Here is a 16,018-nt window from a genome sequence, read left to right as displayed (position 1 = left end):
TGTGCAGTCACCGGATTTATGCTATAATACTGATTGTTGTACATTTTTGTACGGTATAGAAGAATAAACGAATTTGTTGGAGGGACTTAGCATGACAGCAAAATGGGAAAAAACATCAGGTAGCCAAGGCGTACTCACGTACGAAGCACCTGCAGAAGCATTCAATAAAGCAGTCGACGCAGCATTTAAAGATGTCGTCAAAAACTTGAACGTACCTGGCTTCCGTAAAGGGAAATTGCCACGTCCAATGTTCAACAAAATGTACGGAGAAGAAGCACTCTTCCAAGATGCGCTTGATATCCTCTACCGTGACACAATCCAATCTGCAGTCGAAGAAGCTGGTTTCGAACCAATGGCTCTCGAAAACATCGACGTTGATGGCACACTCGAAAAAGGTCAGCCGGTTACTTTCAAAGTAACATTCGTGGTTGAACCAGAAGCTGAGCTCGGCGACTACAAAGGTCTTGAGTACGATGCTGTAGAAACGAACGTCACAGACGAAGAAGTCGCAGCAGAACTTGACGCCCTCAAAGAGCAAGGCGCAGAACTTGCTGTTAAAGAAGGCGCAGTCGAAAACGGCGATACAGCTGTCTTTGATTTCGCAGGTTTCGCTGAAGGCGAGCAATTCGAAGGTGGCACGGCTGAAAACTACACACTTGAAATCGGTTCAGGTCAATTCATTCCTGGATTCGAAGAGCAAATGGTAGGCATGACTGCTGGTGAAGAAAAAGACATCGAAGTAACATTCCCTGAAGAGTACCACGCTGACAACTTGGCGGGTAAACCAGCGACGTTCAAAGTCAAACTTCACGAAGTAAAAGCGAAGCAAGTTCCTGAGCTCGACGACGAGTTCGCAAAAGACATCGACGAGTCAGTAGCATCACTCGACGAGTTGAAAGCGAAAATTCGTGAGCGCTTAGAAGCTGCGAAGCAACAAGAAGCTGATGGCACGATGCGCGACCAACTCGTTGAGCAAGCAACTGCTAACGCGACAATCGACGTACCTGCAATCCTCATCGACCAAGAAGTAGACCGCATGGTTCAAGAGTTCGGTACTCGTGTATCTTCACAAGGCATCGACCTCAACATGTACTTCGAACTCACTGGCACAACAGAAGAAGCTATGCGTGAAGAGATGAAAGAGCAAGCTGAAGAGCGCGTTAAAGCTCGTCTCGTCTTGAAAGCAATCGCTGAAAAAGAAGCGATCGAAGTAACTGATGAAGATGCTGAGAAAGAACTCGAAGAAATGTCTAAACTCTACAACATCGCACCGGACCAACTCCGTACGATGCTCGCACCGCAAGGCGGAATCGAGACACTTAAAGGTGACCTCAAATTCCGTAAGGCGATCGACATCCTCGTTGAAACTGGTAAAGCGAAGTAATTAGATGAGAGGAGGGCGACTGCCACGCAGTCGTCCTTTTTTCTGTAATGACACTTTGTATGTGTTAATCTTTGATGTCGCTATATGTTCATGCTACAATTATTGCAACGCAGAGATGTAAATGTTTTTTCGTGAGTGCTTTGCACCTGAAAATACAAATAGGCGATTTATCGCACTTACATCCATTTTCATTCAGAAGGGGTGTACCGAATGTTCAAATTTAACGAGGAAAAGGGACAACTTAAATGCTCGTTTTGCGGGAAATCGCAAGAACAAGTCCGTAAACTAGTCGCCGGTCCTGGCGTATACATTTGTGACGAATGTATTGAACTTTGCAATGAAATCGTTGAGGAAGAGCTCGGTGTCGAAGAAGAAGTCGAATTCAAAGACATTCCAAAACCACAAGAGATCCGTAACGTCCTTGACGAGTATGTCATCGGCCAAGACCGGGCGAAACGTGCGCTTTCGGTAGCTGTCTATAACCACTATAAACGCATCAACGCCGGTGGCCGTTCTGATGATGTCGAACTTTCGAAGTCGAACATCGTCATGATCGGACCAACTGGTAGCGGTAAAACGCTTCTCGCTCAGACGATGGCTCGCGTCTTGAACGTCCCGTTCGCAATCGCGGATGCGACGAGCTTGACGGAAGCCGGTTACGTCGGGGAAGACGTCGAGAACATCTTGCTCAAGCTGATCCAATCGGCTGACTACGATGTCGAGAAGGCTGAAAAAGGGATTATCTATATCGATGAAATCGATAAGATTGCCCGCAAGTCGGAAAACCCATCGATCACGCGTGACGTGTCTGGTGAAGGGGTCCAACAAGCCTTGCTCAAGATTCTTGAAGGAACGACTGCGAGCGTACCGCCACAAGGTGGACGGAAGCATCCGCATCAAGAGTTCATCCAAATCGATACGACGAACATTCTCTTCATCGTCGGCGGCGCATTCGCCGGCATCGAAGCGGTCGTCAAACGCCGCATCGGGAAGAAAGTCATCGGCTTCGGGAACGAACAAGAAAATCGCGAGATGACGCAAGAAGACTTGCTCGCCCGCGCATTGCCGGAAGACCTTCAAAAATTCGGCTTGATCCCTGAATTTATCGGACGTCTACCGGTCATGGCGACGCTCATGACACTCGACGAGTCAGCGCTCGTCGAAATCTTGACGAAGCCGAAAAACGCGCTCGTCCGTCAGTACGTGAAGATGCTCGAACTCGACGATGTCGAACTCACGTTCACAGACGAGTCGTTGATTGAAATTGCCAAACTTGCGATCAAACGTAAGACAGGTGCACGTGGTCTCCGCTCGATTATCGAAGAAATGATGCTCGATGTGATGTTCACCGTCCCATCGCGTGACGATATCGAGAAAGTCATCATTACAGACGAAACGATTACGGGTCTTGCCGGTCCGAAATATGTTCTCCGTGATGGTACTGTCGAACAGACAGGGGACAACCAAGAAACAGCTTAAAGTTCTTAACGAAAAAGGCTCAAACACTCGGCACAACCGAGTTTTGGGCCTTTTTGCACAGGAGGCGTTGTAATGGAACAATTACCAATTCTTCCTTTGCGTGGAGTTGTCGTTTATCCGCTGATCGGGGTGACGATCGACGTCGGGCGACCGCTCTCATTACGAGCACTCCTTGCCGCAAAGGAACACGAGACAGATTTGATTGTCGTCACACAAAAAGAGACAGGCAAAGAATCACCTGAACCGGAAGACCTTTACGCGATCGGGACGCGGGTCCATATCGCCAAGATGAGCGAACTGTCGAACGATACGGTACGGGTCCGCCTCGTCGGGAAAGAACGCGTCAAAATCAACGCCGTCGAAGCGACGAAAGACGGCTGGTTTGCTGACGTCGACTCGCTCGAACTCGTTGAAGGGGAAGAAGTCGAGCGGACGGCACTCGTGCGGCTCTTGAAAGAACAGTTCGGCAAACTCGTCGGGACGATCAAAGGCTTGTCACCGGACGAGCGTCGTCGGTTTGAGATGTATGAGCGGCTCGAGTCATTGACCGACTACATCTCATCGAAACTCGATGTCGATGTCGACATTCGCCAAGCGATGCTTGAAGAACCAGACGCGGTCAAACGCGGGCTCGAACTGCTCGAGATCATGACGCACGAAGTCGAGATCATCGAGCTCGAACAAGAACTGCGTGAACGGACGAAGAAGACGATTGAACAAGCTCAAAAAGAGTACTACTTACGTGAACAGATGAAGACGATTCAACAAGAACTCGGGGACCAGTCGCAAGAGTCGGAACCGAACCGTCTCCTCGAGAAGCTCGAGGCGCTCGACTTGCCGGAAACGACACGGAAGAACGTCATGCGGGAAGCGGAGCGGTTGAATGTCGTCCCGGCGACGTCACCTGAGTACGCCGTCATTCGCAACTACCTCGATTGGATCGTCTCACTGCCGTGGGGAATTGAGACCGAAGATAAATTGGACGTCAAACATGCGGCCGGCGTCCTCGACGACGACCATTACGGGCTCGAGTCGGTCAAAGAGCGAATCCTCGAATACTTGGCGGTCCGTCAATTGACGAACTCGCTGCGTGGACCGATCCTTTGTCTCTCCGGACCTCCCGGGGTCGGGAAGACGTCGCTCGCCCGCTCGATCGCTTCGGCGCTCGAACGTAACTTCGTCCGCGTTTCGCTCGGCGGGGTGCGTGACGAGGCCGAGATTCGCGGTCACCGCCGGACGTATATCGGCGCGATGCCAGGCCGGATCATCCGTGGCTTGAAGCAAGCTGAAAGTAAGAACCCGGTGTTCTTGCTCGATGAGATCGACAAGATGGCGTCGGACTTCCGGGGTGACCCGGCTTCGGCCATGCTCGAAGTGCTCGACCCGGAACAGAACGTCTCGTTCTCGGACCATTACATCGAGGAGCCGTTCGACTTGTCGAACGTGCTGTTCATCGCGACGGCGAACGACGTCTCGCAAATTCCGGCCCCGCTCCTCGACCGGATGGAACTCATTCAAATCGGCGGCTACACGGAGCTCGAAAAAGTCGAGATCGCGAAACGCCACTTGATTCCGAAACAATATAAAGAACACGGCTTGAAAAAGAGCCAGCTCACGATTAAAGAAGACGCGCTCTATGAAGTCGTCCGCCGCTATACACGCGAGGCGGGCGTCCGCAACCTTGAGCGCGTCATCGGATCACTTTGCCGGAAAGCGGCGAAACAGATTGCGATCGGCGAGAAGAAACGTGTCACCGTGTCACTTAAAGGCTTAAGCGACTACCTCGGGAAACCGAAGTACCGTTACGGTAAAGGCGAGACGGAAGACTCGATCGGAGCGGTCACGGGCCTCGCCTACACGGCGTTCGGTGGCGATACGCTCACAATCGAAGTTGCGCTCGCACCGGGCAAAGGCAAGCTGCAGTTGACGGGGAAACTCGGCGACGTCATGCAGGAGTCGGCACAGACGGCGTACAGTTACGTCCGCTCGAACGCGGAACGGTTCGGGATCGACCCGACGTTCTACGAGCGGCAAGACGTGCACATCCACGTCCCGGAAGGTGCTGTCCCGAAAGACGGGCCATCCGCCGGGATCACGATCGCGACGGCGCTCATCTCGGCCTTGACCGGGAAGAAAGTTCGGCGTGATATCGGGATGACCGGAGAGATCACGCTCCGCGGCCGTGTCCTGCCGATCGGCGGCTTGAAAGAAAAAGCGCTCGCCGCACATCGGGCCGGACTCACGACCATCATCATCCCGAAAGACAATGAACGTGACATCGATGACATTCAAGACACCGTCCGTGAAAAACTGACGTTCGTCCCGGTCACGATGCTCGATCAAGTATTAGAAGTAGCATTTGGAGGAAAACAATGAAAATCAATAAAGCAGAATTTATTACGAGTGCCGTGGCACCGGACCACTATCCGGTCCACGAGTTGCCAGAAGTCGCACTCGCCGGCCGTTCGAACGTCGGAAAATCGTCATTCATCAACAAGATCTGTCAGCGTAAAGCACTCGCCCGGACATCATCAAAACCGGGGAAGACGCAGACGCTGAACTTCTTCAACATCAATGACGAGATCATGTTCGTCGACGTCCCGGGCTACGGGTATGCCAAAGTTTCGAAGACCGAGCGTGAGAAGTGGGGCGTCATGATGGAGCAATACTTGACGTCGCAAAGCGCACTCAAAGGTGTCGTCCTCTTGGTCGATATCCGACACGAGCCGTCGGGTGATGACGTGACGATGTACAATTTCTTGAAACATTATGAGATTCCGGTTATCGTCGTCGCGACGAAACTCGATAAAATCAAGAAAGCGCAGCGCCAAAAACATGAGGCGGCTGTGAAACGGAAGCTTCAATTCGAATCGACTGACCGATTCGTCTCTTTCTCGGCCGAAACGGCGGAAGGAAAAGACGAAGCGTGGAAAGCCATCTACGATTTGTTGACGGACGACGAGGGATAACCCCCTCGTCTTTTTGTTTTTAGGGTTACGTGAACGGGCAAGTATCGTATAATTGTCATACTGTATAGCAATACATTAATGAACGAGGTGGAAAGATGCAGAAAATGTTTGAAAGCAAATGGTATCGCTTCTTATTTTGGACGTTGACGATTTTCTTAGTGATCTTGGTCGGGACAGAGATCTCATTCGTGTTCGAACCGATCCAAGTCATATTGGCGCTCGTCACGGTACCGCTTATTATTTCAGGACTTTTCTTTTATTTTCTCGTTGGAGTCGTCGATTATTTAGAACGACGGTCCGGGAAACGTGGCATATCAGTCGCAATCACGCTAACATCGCTTATCCTGATCATCACGCTCGTTTTCAGTATTCTCGGGCCCGTGCTCGTCGAACAAGTGACCGATCTCGTCAACGCGATGCCGAGCATCGCCAAAGAGTTGCAGCAACAAGCGTTCTCAGTGCGTGACTCGCTCATGCAAAACGAGTTCCTGTCGCGCTTCATGGCGGAGAACGATGACATGTTCACCGATTTGACCAACAATGTCACCACATACCTCGGTGATATTTTTGGCAATATCGCTTCTTCATTCGGCCAAGTCATCGGATTCATTACATCAGCTGTCATCACGATCGTCGTCATTCCATTCATGTTGCTCTATATGCTGCTTGACGGAAAGCATTTGCCGGACTCGATCGTCAAGCTGCTCCCATCGAGCTATGAGAAAGAGACACGTAAAATTTTGAATGACATGCATACGACCGTTAAAAACTACGTGCACGCCCAACTGATCGTCGCGTTCTTCGTTGGGATCACGTCGCTCATCGGTCTTTGGATCGTCGGTGTCGACTACGCCATCTTGCTCGCACTCTTCATGATGGTGACGAACATCATCCCGTACGTCGGACCGTTCCTCGGGGCGGCACCGGCCGTCGTCGTCGCCTTCATCCAAGATCCGATCAAAGTGCTCTGGGTCATCCTCGTCATCATCATCGTCCAACAGATCGAGGCGAACGTCATCTCCCCGCTCATTCAAGGGAAGACGCTCAAAGTGCATCCGCTCACGATCATCATCGTCTTACTCGTGGCCGGTAACCTGGCTGGGATCATCGGGATGTTGATCGCGGTTCCGACTTATGCGGTGGCGAAAGTCGTCGTCAAAAACATCGTCCGCATCTATAAATTGAAGGAGCGACAACATTACCTCGAGTCGGAAGAAGAAGACAAGCCGGAAAGTACGATTATCACAGATTCATCGTCACTAAAATGACGAAACAAGTAGAAATGGCCAATTTGACCGTTTCTACTTTTTTTCGTCACAAAAAGTTCTTAAATTATTTCACGAAAATCGAACAGAAGATTATAGTTCCTAAATAAAAATTGTTATAATGTACGATAGAGACGTAAAAAAAGACAACCGCCACTGTGATTTTAGATGAGGGGAAGAGGTACATGCATATTGTCGTCGTTGGACTAAATAACAAGACAGCCCCTGTCGCGATTCGGGAGCAGTTCTCGTTTGGGGAGCAAGAAATCGTGGACGCGATGATTGCGCTCCGCGAAGAGAAAAGCATTTTTGAATCGGTTATTTTGTCGACCTGTAACCGTACCGAGCTATACGTCGTCACAGACCAGCTCCATACGGGTCGTTATTATACAAAACGTTTTTTAGCGAACTGGTTTGATTTAGAGATGGATCAGTTCACACCATACTTGTCGATCCGTGAAGGCGAGGAAGCGATTCGTCACTTGTTCCGTGTCACGTCGGGTCTCGACTCGATGATCATCGGGGAAACGCAGATTTTAGGACAAGTCAAGTCAAGCTTCTTCCGCGCCCAAGAGAACGGGACGACGGGGACGGTGTTTAATAAATTGTTCAAAGAAGCCGTGACGCTCGCCAAACGGGCCCATACTGACACGCAAATTGGGGAAATGTCGGTATCGGTCAGCTCGGCTGCGGTCGCGCTCGCGCAAGAGATGTACACGCGCCTCGATGACAAACAAGTCGTCGTCGTCGGTGCAGGTGAGACGGGTGAGCTGACAACGCTCAACTTGTTCGAAGCCGGCGCCAAACAAATTGCCGTCTTCAACCGGACTGAAAGTAAAGCGAAAGCGGTCGCTGCCAAGTTCAAAGGCCGGGCCCACTCGATCCGCGAGATTGCCTGTGGACTGCTCGATGCCGATATTTTGATCAGCTCGACCGGCGCCAAAGAAGCCGTTATCGCGTATGATGACGTTGCCGCAGCGCAATTGCTACGTCGGGAACGACCACTTCTTCTCATTGACATTGCCGTGCCGCGAGATATCGATCCAGCGGTCCGGTCGCTTCCGGGCGTCCATTTGTTTGATGTCGATGACTTGAACGGGATCGTCAATAAAAACTTGGCAGCCCGTCTCGTCGAGGCAGAAAAGATTGAAGTGAAGATTGATGAGGCGATCCAAGAGTTCCAAGCATGGCTCGTCACGCTCGGTGTCGTGCCGATCATGAACGAGTTGCGCTCACGTGCGCTCACCGTCCAAGAAGAGACGATGGAAAGTCTTGAGCGCAAGCTCGACCATCTGTCGGACCGGGACAAGAAAGTCATCGGCAAGCACATGAAGTCGATCATCAATCAGATGCTTCGTGAACCGATCGACTACATTAAAGACGCGGCCGCTCAACCGGACGCGAACACGCGCATCGCCCAGTTCGTCGAAGCGTTCGCCCTAGACGTCGACGTTCCGGCTGCGGATACAGAACCGGAAGAGCTAGAAGCGATGGCGGCTAAAGCACCACTTCGCGCATTGATGCGCTAATACAAACCAAAAAGGCGGCGGATCTCGTCGCCTTTTTCTATGAAGGGGACTAAACATTATGCGTAAAATTATCGTCGGCTCACGCCGCTCGCAACTCGCGATGACACAGACGAAATGGGTCATCGAACAATTGAAGCAAGCCGGGGCCCAGAACGAGTTCGAGATCAAAGAAATCGTGACGAAAGGTGACCAAATCGTCGACGTCCAACTGTCGAAAGTCGGTGGGAAAGGCTTGTTCGTCAAAGAAATCCAACAGCAGATGCTCGCCGGTGACATCGATTTCGCCGTCCACAGCATGAAAGACGTGCCGGCCGAACTGCCGGAAGACCTCTTTATCAGCTGTATGCCAAAACGTGTCGACGCGCGTGACGTCTTGATTTGCGAGAACGGCTATACGCTCGAGACGTTGCCGCAAGGCGCGGTCATCGGGACGAGCTCGCTCCGTCGCGGTGCACAGATGCTCGCGGCCCGTCCGGACTTCGAGATCCAATGGATTCGTGGCAACATCGACACGCGCTTGAAAAAACTCGATACCGAGAACTTCAACGCCATCTTGCTCGCGAAAGCGGGACTTGAACGTATGGGTTGGACCGACCGCGTCAAGTTCGAAGCGCTCGACGCCGACATGATGGTACCGGCCGTCGGACAAGGTGTACTCGCGATCGAGAGCCGGAAAGACGACGCCGAAGTGACGCAGATTTTACAGCTCCTTCACGATGACGTGACGGCGAAAGCTGCCACAGCGGAGCGGACGTTCTTGAAGGCGATCGAAGGCAGCTGCCACGTACCGGTTGGCGGTTACGCGACGGTCGACGGGGACACGGTCACGCTCACCGGCTTGATCGCCTCGGTCGACGGCAAAGACGTGCTCCGTGTGACGAAAACGTCAACGGACGAAGTCGCGCTCGGTCAAGACGTCGCTGACGACTTGCTCGGACGCGGCGGACGCGAGATCCTCGCCTCGGTCAATGTGTGACGTCTGGTACACAGGGACAAAACGACTGACCGCTTCGCAACGGGCCTTGCTCGACGCGAGCGGTCTTTCCGTTCATCACGTCCCGATGATCGAGACACGCTTGACCGGGCATCCGATGCCTACGGTTCAGTTCGACTGGCTCGTCGTCACGAGTCAAACGGCCGTCCCGGCGCTCTATGCCGTGTCGCGTGACGTCCGTGTCGCCGCCGTCGGCGAGAAGACCCGGGACGCGCTCGAGGCAGAAGGATTCACCGTTTCGCTCATGCCGGAGACGTATACAGGCGAGGCGTTGTTCCGCGAGTTGGCGAACGTCGTCGGTGAGGACGATGTCGTCTTGTTCGCCCGTGGAGATTTGGCGAATACCGAGCATATGCGACAATTGCCGCATGTGTACGACTGGGTCGTCTATGAGACGGTCGAGAAAGCACTCACGGCCGATCAAGCGGCCGCGCTCGAACATGTCGAGGCGCTGCTCGTGCTCAGTCCGTCCGCCGTCCACGCGCTCACGCCTTACCTCGAGCGGTTCCACGGGACGTGGTACGCCATTGGTGAAGTGACCGAGCAGGCCGTCCGAGAAGTTTCGACGTTACCGGTCCGAGTGCCTGAGTGTTATACTATGGATGCATTAATACAGTGTGTAGGGGGAGATTTTTCATGAACCAATTCGACCGTCACCGTCGTCTGCGCTCGTCGAAGTCGATGCGTGCACTCGTACGTGAAAACCATGTTCGGAAAGAAGATTTAATTTATCCGCTCTTCGTCGTCGAAGGGACAAATATTAAACGCGAAGTCAGCTCGATGCCTGGCGTCTTCAACTTCTCGCTCGATCGTCTCGAAGACGAGATCCGTGAGCTCGTTGACCTCGGGCTCGAGTCCGTCCTCTTGTTCGGCGTACCTGAGCATAAAGACCCGGAAGGCACGGAAGCGTACCACGACCACGGCATCGTCCAAGAAGCGATCCGCAAAGTGAAAGAGTGGGCACCACAGCTCACGGTCATCGCCGACACGTGCCTCTGTGAATATACGTCGACGGGCCACTGTGGCATCGTGAAGAACGGTGACGTCGATAACGACGCGTCACTACCGCTTCACGTCCAGACGGCGATCACGCAAGCGCAAGCGGGCGCAGACATCATCGCGCCGAGCTCGATGATGGACGGCTTCGTCGCCGCCATCCGCGAAGGGCTCGACCAAAACGGCTTCAGCCACATCCCGATCATGAGCTACGGCGTCAAATACGCATCGGCGTACTACGGCCCGTTCCGTGACGCGGCGCAGTCGGCGCCTGGTGAAGGCGACCGCAAAGGCTATCAGATGGACCCGGCTAACCGCCGCGAGGCGTTCCGGGAATCACAGTCGGACGTCGAGCAAGGTGCCGACTTTATGATCGTCAAACCGGCGCTCGCGTTCATGGACATCATCCGCGACATGCGCGACTCGCTCGATATGCCGATCGTGGCGTATAACGTGAGCGGGGAGTATGCGATGATTAAAGCGGCGTCGATGAACGACTGGATCGATGAACAACGTATCGTCATGGAGACGATGGTCGGTTTCAAACGGGCCGGTGCCGATTTGATCGTCACGTATTTCGCAAAAGACGTCTGTCGCTATTTGGAAGGAGAATTCGCATGACATACAAGCAAACTCGCTCAGAAGCAGCGTTCAAACAAGCACTCCCACTCATGCCGGGCGGGGTCAACAGCCCGGTCCGTGCCTATAAATCGGTCGGGATGACGCCGATCTTCGCCGAACGCGGTGAAGGTTCACGTGTCTACGACATCGACGGCAACGAGTACATCGACTACGTCCTCTCATGGGGACCACTCATTCTCGGTCACCGCGACCCGGTCGTCATGAAAGCGATCCAAGATCAGGCTGAAAAAGGCTGGACGTTCGGGACACCGACGGAGCTCGAGACGAAGATGGCCGAGCTCGTCATCGACCGCGTCCCATCGATCGAGATGGTCCGCATGGTCAACTCCGGTACGGAAGCGACGATGGCGGCTCTCCGCCTCGCACGCGGCTATACGGGCAAGACGAAGATCTTGAAGTTTGAAGGCTGCTACCACGGCCACGGGGACTCGCTCCTCATCAAGGCCGGATCAGGTGTCGCGACACTCGGTCTCCCGGACTCACCGGGCGTCCCGAAAGACTTGGCGAGCCATACGCTCACCGTCCCATACAATGACCTCGACGCGCTTCGCATCGCGTTCGAGAAGCACGGCGACGACATCGCCGGCGTCATCGTCGAGCCGGCTGCCGGCAACATGGGCTTCGTCCCGCCGCAGCCAGGATTCCTCGAAGGACTGCGTGAAATCACGGAACAAAACGGCGCGCTCCTCATCTTTGATGAGGTCATGACCGGCTTCCGCGTCGGTTACAATTGCGCCCAAGGTTACTTTGGCGTGACGCCTGATCTTACGTGCCTCGGCAAAGTCATCGGCGGTGGCCTTCCGGTCGGCGCATACGGCGGCAAACGGGAGATCATGGAACACATCGCACCGCAAGGGCCGATCTACCAAGCAGGGACGCTTTCAGGCAACCCGCTCGCGATGATCGCCGGCTACACGACGCTGTCGCAACTCAAGCCTGAGCACTACGAGGAGTTCGAGCGCAAAGCCGACCGCCTCGCGGCAGGCTTCACGGCAGCGGCCGAGAAATATAACATCCCGCACGACACGAACCGGGCCGGCTCGATGTTCGGCTTCTTCTTCACGAACGAGAAAGTGACGAACTTCGAGAAGGCGAAAACGTCGAACCTCGACATGTTCCGCTCGTACTATCAGAAGATGGCGGCGCGTGGCGTGTTCTTGCCACCGTCACAGTTTGAAGGTTTGTTCTTGTCGACTGTGCATACGGACGAGGATATCGACGCGACGCTCGCTGCGGTCGATGCGACGTTCAAAGAGCTGCAACAAGAGTTTTCACTGTAATCTTGACTGAAACGTCTTCAATCGCTACAATTGTTTAACAGATACGTTTAAAAGCTATGATGAGGAATAGTACGCAACAACACTCCTTTCTAGAGACGCGGCCGCTTGGTGCAAGGTCGCGAGGGAAGTGTGCGGAAGTCGCCTCGGAGCTGACCTTTTGAATCAAGTAGGAAGGTCCGGTCCATCGACCGTTATTCGATTTTGAGGGCGCCACGTGTTGGCGAACTAAGGTGGTACCGCGGAAGATACGGCTTCTTTCGTCCTTAGCGTTAAGGACGAGAGTAGCCGTTTTTTGTGTAGACAGATAGAGGAGGATTGGCACAATGACCAACGAAACAAACGAAATCAGCATGCCGACGAAGTACGACCCGAGTGCGACGGAAGCGAAATGGTACGACTATTGGATGGAGAACAACGTGTTCAAGGCGGACGAGGACGACTCGAAACAGCCTTACACGATCGTCATCCCGCCACCGAACGTCACAGGGAAACTTCACCTCGGACACGCGTGGGATACGACGCTCCAAGATCTACTCACGCGCTTGAAGCGCATGCAAGGCTATGACGTCCTCTGGCTCCCAGGGATGGACCACGCCGGTATCGCGACACAGGCGAAAGTTGAACAGAAGCTCCGTGAGGACGGCATCATGCGTTACGACCTCGGACGCGAGAAGTTCCTCGAGAAGACGTGGGAATGGAAAGACGAGTACGCCGACACGATCCGTGCCCAGTGGTCAAAACTCGGCCTCGGCCTCGACTACTCGCGTGAACGGTTCACACTCGACGCGGGACTGTCAAAAGCGGTCCAGGAAGTCTTCGTCCGTTTGTATGAAAAAGGCTTGATCTACCGCGGCGAGTACATCGTCAACTGGGACCCGGCACAAAAAACGGCCGTCTCCGACATCGAAGTCATCTATCAAGAAGTCGAAGGCGCGTTCTACCATATGAAATATCCGCTCGCTGACGGCTCAGGCCACATCGAAATCGCGACGACACGCCCCGAGACGATGCTCGGCGATACGGCCGTCGCCGTCAACCCGAAAGACGAGCGCTACGCGCACCTCGTCGGGAAGACGATCATGCTCCCGGTCATGAACCGTGAGATCCCGATCGTCGCGGACGACTATGTCGACGTCGAGTTCGGTACCGGTTGCGTGAAGATCACGCCGGCGCACGACCCGAACGACTTTGAAATCGGGAACCGTCACGAGCTTCCGCGCATCCTCATCATGGACGAGTCAGGGACGATGAACGAGAATGCTGGCAAGTACGAAGGGCTCGACCGCTTCGACTGCCGCAAGCAGCTCGTCAAAGACTTAGAAGCAGACGGCACGCTCGTCAAAATCGAGCCGCACACGCACTCGGTCGGTCACTCGGAACGTTCAGGCGCAGTCATCGAGCCTTACTTGTCGAAGCAATGGTTCGTCGATATGGAGCCGCTCGCGAAAGCGGCGCTCGCAGCACAAGGCAACGACGAGACGAAAGTCAACTTCGTCCCAGAGCGGTTCGAAGGCACGTACCTCCGCTGGATGGAAAACATCCGCGACTGGTGCATCAGCCGTCAACTTTGGTGGGGCCACCGCATCCCGGCTTGGTACCATAACGAGACAGGCGAAGTGTATGTAGGCAAAGAAGCGCCGGCTGATAGTGAGAACTGGCATCAAGACGAAGACGTGCTCGACACGTGGTTCTCGTCAGCGCTCTGGCCGTTCTCGACGATGGGCTGGCCGGACACGGATTCAGCAGACTTCAAACGCTACTTCCCGACGAGCGCGCTCGTCACGGGTTACGATATCATCTTCTTCTGGGTATCGCGGATGATCTTCCAATCGCTCGAATTCACGGGCAAGCAGCCGTTCAACGACGTGCTCATCCACGGTCTGATCCGTGACTCGGAAGGCCGCAAGATGTCGAAATCGCTCGGTAACGGCGTTGACCCGATGGAAGTCATCGACCAGTACGGTGCCGACTCGCTCCGCTGGTTCCTGCTCACGGGCTCGACACCGGGGAACGACCTGCGCTTCTACTGGGAGAAAATCGAATCGACATGGAACTTCGCGAACAAGATTTGGAACGCGAGCCGCTTCGCCCTCATGAACATGGATGGGATGAAGTTTGAAGACATCGACCTCTCAGGTGAGAAGACGCTCGCCGACAAGTGGATCCTCACGCGCTTGAACGATACGGTCGACCAAGTGACGCGCCTCGTCGACAAGTACGAGTTCGGTGAAGCTGGTCGTTACTTGTACAACTTCATCTGGGAAGAGTTCTGTAACTGGTACATCGAGATGGCGAAACTCACGCTCTACGGTGAGGACGAAGCGGCGAAAGCGACGACACGTTCGGTACTCGCGCATACGCTCGACTCGATCATGCGTCTCATGCACCCGTTCATGCCGTTCTTGACAGAGGAAATTTGGCAGCACTTGCCGCACGAAGGCGACTCGATCGTCCGTGCGAGCTATCCGACGCGTCGTGACGACCTCCACTATGCGGAGTCGGTACCGGCGTTCGAAGCGGTCATGAACGTCATCCGTTCGGTTCGTAACATCCGTTCGGAAGTGAACGCACCGATGTCGAAACCGATCCAACTGTTCATCGCGACGAGTGACGACACGACACAAGGCTACTTGAGCGAGAACGAAGCGACGATCGGCAAGTTCACGAACGCGACCGAGCTCGAAATCGGTCGTGGCTTGACGGCACCGGACAAATCGATGTCAGCGATCATGACGGGCGCGGAGCTGTTCATCCCGCTCGCCGACTTGATCAACTTCGAAGAAGAGATCGCCCGTCTTGAAAAAGAAGTGACGAAGTACGAGAAAGAAGTCGAACGCGTGCAGAAGAAACTCGGTAACCCAGGTTTCACCGGCAAAGCACCGGCTCACGTCATCGACGAAGAGAAAGCGAAAGAGAAAGACTACCTCGACAAGCGTGACGCCGTGCGCGCGCGTCTTGAAGAGTTACGCAAGTAAGACATCAACCTTCTTTGGAGAATTTGTTCTCCGAGGAAGGTTTTTTTGTGGTTTGGGAGAATTTTGGCATCTAAACGAGAAGAACCACCGACGTCACGAACGACGTTTGGGGGTTCTTCGACGTAGCCATAAAACATAAAGTCCGATTCCCGTGATCCACAGGAAGTGCATGTAGAGCGAATCAGTCAGCCCGACTCGATACAAATGGACGAGATACACGGCATATAGGAATCCGGCAAGAAGCATCATCGTGAAATAAACGAGTTTCATGTGTCGTTCTCACCACTCCATTCAAGCTCATTCAAATGTTTCATGAACTGGAAAAACGAGACGATTAAGAAAAAGGCAGGCATAGACCAAATCCAACCACCATAAAACGGACCTTGCCATAGCTCGAGCGAGATCAGGCAAGCGAAACCGAGAGAAATGAGTGAAGCAAGTAGTCGCATAATGGACCTCCTAGTAGTTAGTGGTCTACTTTACGCAACGATGAGATAAAAGGTTC

The 16,018-nt window shown here is 53.7% G+C and carries 13 protein-coding genes and 1 other annotated feature; of the genes, 11 read left to right on the top strand and 2 right to left on the bottom strand.

The genetic code is table 11. The annotated features are described in order from the left end of the window. The first annotated feature begins 91 nt into the window (after positions 1-91). The 11 genes from tig to EVJ30_RS11860 all read left to right on the top strand — a co-directional run bounded on the left by tig (position 92) and on the right by EVJ30_RS11860 (position 15,513). The gene (gene tig / locus EVJ30_RS11910) at positions 92-1,384 is read left to right on the top strand and encodes a trigger factor (RefSeq protein WP_070327725.1); all 1,293 of its coding nucleotides are present in this window, start codon (positions 92-94) and stop codon (positions 1,382-1,384) included. Positions 1,385-1,594: 210 nt separating this feature from the next. Then, positions 1,595-2,863 carry an ATP-dependent protease ATP-binding subunit ClpX gene (clpX, locus tag EVJ30_RS11905; protein ID WP_016508522.1) on the top strand — a complete coding sequence of 423 codons (1,269 nt, stop codon included), beginning with the start codon at positions 1,595-1,597 and terminating at the stop codon, positions 2,861-2,863. Positions 2,864-2,935: 72 nt separating this feature from the next. Continuing rightward, entirely contained in the window at positions 2,936-5,239 is a 2,304-nt protein-coding gene (gene lon, locus EVJ30_RS11900; protein WP_131457400.1) for an endopeptidase La, read from the top strand. Continuing rightward, complete coding sequence (gene yihA, locus EVJ30_RS11895) at positions 5,236-5,832, top strand: ribosome biogenesis GTP-binding protein YihA/YsxC (protein WP_071399358.1); 597 nt, start codon at positions 5,236-5,238, stop codon at positions 5,830-5,832. Before lon ends, yihA begins: the two co-directional genes overlap by 4 nt. Before the next feature lie 95 nt (positions 5,833-5,927). Continuing rightward, the gene (locus EVJ30_RS11890; protein ID WP_236635483.1) at positions 5,928-7,100 is read left to right on the top strand and encodes an AI-2E family transporter; all 1,173 of its coding nucleotides are present in this window, start codon (positions 5,928-5,930) and stop codon (positions 7,098-7,100) included. 182 nt (positions 7,101-7,282) lie between these two features. Beyond that, entirely contained in the window at positions 7,283-8,626 is a 1,344-nt protein-coding gene (hemA, locus tag EVJ30_RS11885) for a glutamyl-tRNA reductase (RefSeq protein WP_131469252.1), read from the top strand. 58 nt (positions 8,627-8,684) lie between these two features. Then, a complete protein-coding gene (gene hemC, locus EVJ30_RS11880) occupies positions 8,685-9,602 on the top strand; it encodes a hydroxymethylbilane synthase (protein ID WP_131440976.1) in 918 nt (305 codons plus the stop codon). Further along, complete coding sequence (locus EVJ30_RS11875; RefSeq protein WP_131469250.1) at positions 9,595-10,260, top strand: uroporphyrinogen-III synthase; 666 nt, start codon at positions 9,595-9,597, stop codon at positions 10,258-10,260. Before hemC ends, EVJ30_RS11875 begins: the two co-directional genes overlap by 8 nt. Then, positions 10,257-11,237, top strand: a complete 981-nt coding sequence (gene hemB / locus EVJ30_RS11870) for a porphobilinogen synthase (RefSeq protein ID WP_071399362.1) — start codon at positions 10,257-10,259, stop codon at positions 11,235-11,237. The genes EVJ30_RS11875 and hemB overlap by 4 nt, the downstream gene beginning before the upstream one ends. Then, the gene (hemL, locus tag EVJ30_RS11865; protein WP_070327715.1) at positions 11,234-12,538 is read left to right on the top strand and encodes a glutamate-1-semialdehyde 2,1-aminomutase; all 1,305 of its coding nucleotides are present in this window, start codon (positions 11,234-11,236) and stop codon (positions 12,536-12,538) included. The genes hemB and hemL overlap by 4 nt, the downstream gene beginning before the upstream one ends. Positions 12,539-12,585: 47 nt before the next feature. Continuing rightward, positions 12,586-12,806 (top strand) — a binding site (T-box leader). Between the two features lie 55 nt (positions 12,807-12,861). Then, the gene (locus tag EVJ30_RS11860; RefSeq protein ID WP_131469248.1) at positions 12,862-15,513 is read left to right on the top strand and encodes a valine--tRNA ligase; all 2,652 of its coding nucleotides are present in this window, start codon (positions 12,862-12,864) and stop codon (positions 15,511-15,513) included. 93 nt (positions 15,514-15,606) lie between these two features. Here EVJ30_RS11860 and EVJ30_RS15195 read toward each other — a convergent pair whose 3' ends face one another. Together EVJ30_RS15195 and EVJ30_RS11855 are read right to left on the bottom strand one after the other, a co-directional pair. Next, the gene (locus tag EVJ30_RS15195) at positions 15,607-15,783 is read right to left on the bottom strand and encodes a hypothetical protein (protein WP_161568842.1); all 177 of its coding nucleotides are present in this window, start codon (positions 15,781-15,783) and stop codon (positions 15,607-15,609) included. Beyond that, positions 15,780-15,962 carry a hypothetical protein gene (locus EVJ30_RS11855; protein ID WP_131469246.1) on the bottom strand — a complete coding sequence of 61 codons (183 nt, stop codon included), beginning with the start codon at positions 15,960-15,962 and terminating at the stop codon, positions 15,780-15,782. The genes EVJ30_RS15195 and EVJ30_RS11855 overlap by 4 nt, the downstream gene beginning before the upstream one ends. Between the last annotated feature and the right edge of the window lie 56 nt (positions 15,963-16,018).

This window comes from Exiguobacterium sp. SH5S13, from assembly GCF_004337085.1.
GTDB lineage: Bacteria > Bacillota > Bacilli > Exiguobacteriales > Exiguobacteriaceae > Exiguobacterium > Exiguobacterium aurantiacum_A.
This window is presented reverse-complemented; position numbering and strand designations above follow the sequence as displayed.

Coding starts and splice junctions, on each gene's coding strand:
- tig (WP_070327725.1), top strand. CDS start 92: ATGACAGCAAAATGGGAAAAAACATCAGGTAGCCAAGGCGTACTCACG.
- clpX (WP_016508522.1), top strand. CDS start 1,595: ATGTTCAAATTTAACGAGGAAAAGGGACAACTTAAATGCTCGTTTTGC.
- lon (WP_131457400.1), top strand. CDS start 2,936: ATGGAACAATTACCAATTCTTCCTTTGCGTGGAGTTGTCGTTTATCCG.
- yihA (WP_071399358.1), top strand. CDS start 5,236: ATGAAAATCAATAAAGCAGAATTTATTACGAGTGCCGTGGCACCGGAC.
- EVJ30_RS11890 (WP_236635483.1), top strand. CDS start 5,928: ATGCAGAAAATGTTTGAAAGCAAATGGTATCGCTTCTTATTTTGGACG.
- hemA (WP_131469252.1), top strand. CDS start 7,283: ATGCATATTGTCGTCGTTGGACTAAATAACAAGACAGCCCCTGTCGCG.
- hemC (WP_131440976.1), top strand. CDS start 8,685: ATGCGTAAAATTATCGTCGGCTCACGCCGCTCGCAACTCGCGATGACA.
- EVJ30_RS11875 (WP_131469250.1), top strand. CDS start 9,595: ATGTGTGACGTCTGGTACACAGGGACAAAACGACTGACCGCTTCGCAA.
- hemB (WP_071399362.1), top strand. CDS start 10,257: ATGAACCAATTCGACCGTCACCGTCGTCTGCGCTCGTCGAAGTCGATG.
- hemL (WP_070327715.1), top strand. CDS start 11,234: ATGACATACAAGCAAACTCGCTCAGAAGCAGCGTTCAAACAAGCACTC.
- EVJ30_RS11860 (WP_131469248.1), top strand. CDS start 12,862: ATGACCAACGAAACAAACGAAATCAGCATGCCGACGAAGTACGACCCG.
- EVJ30_RS15195 (WP_161568842.1), bottom strand. CDS start 15,783: ATGAAACTCGTTTATTTCACGATGATGCTTCTTGCCGGATTCCTATAT.
- EVJ30_RS11855 (WP_131469246.1), bottom strand. CDS start 15,962: ATGCGACTACTTGCTTCACTCATTTCTCTCGGTTTCGCTTGCCTGATC.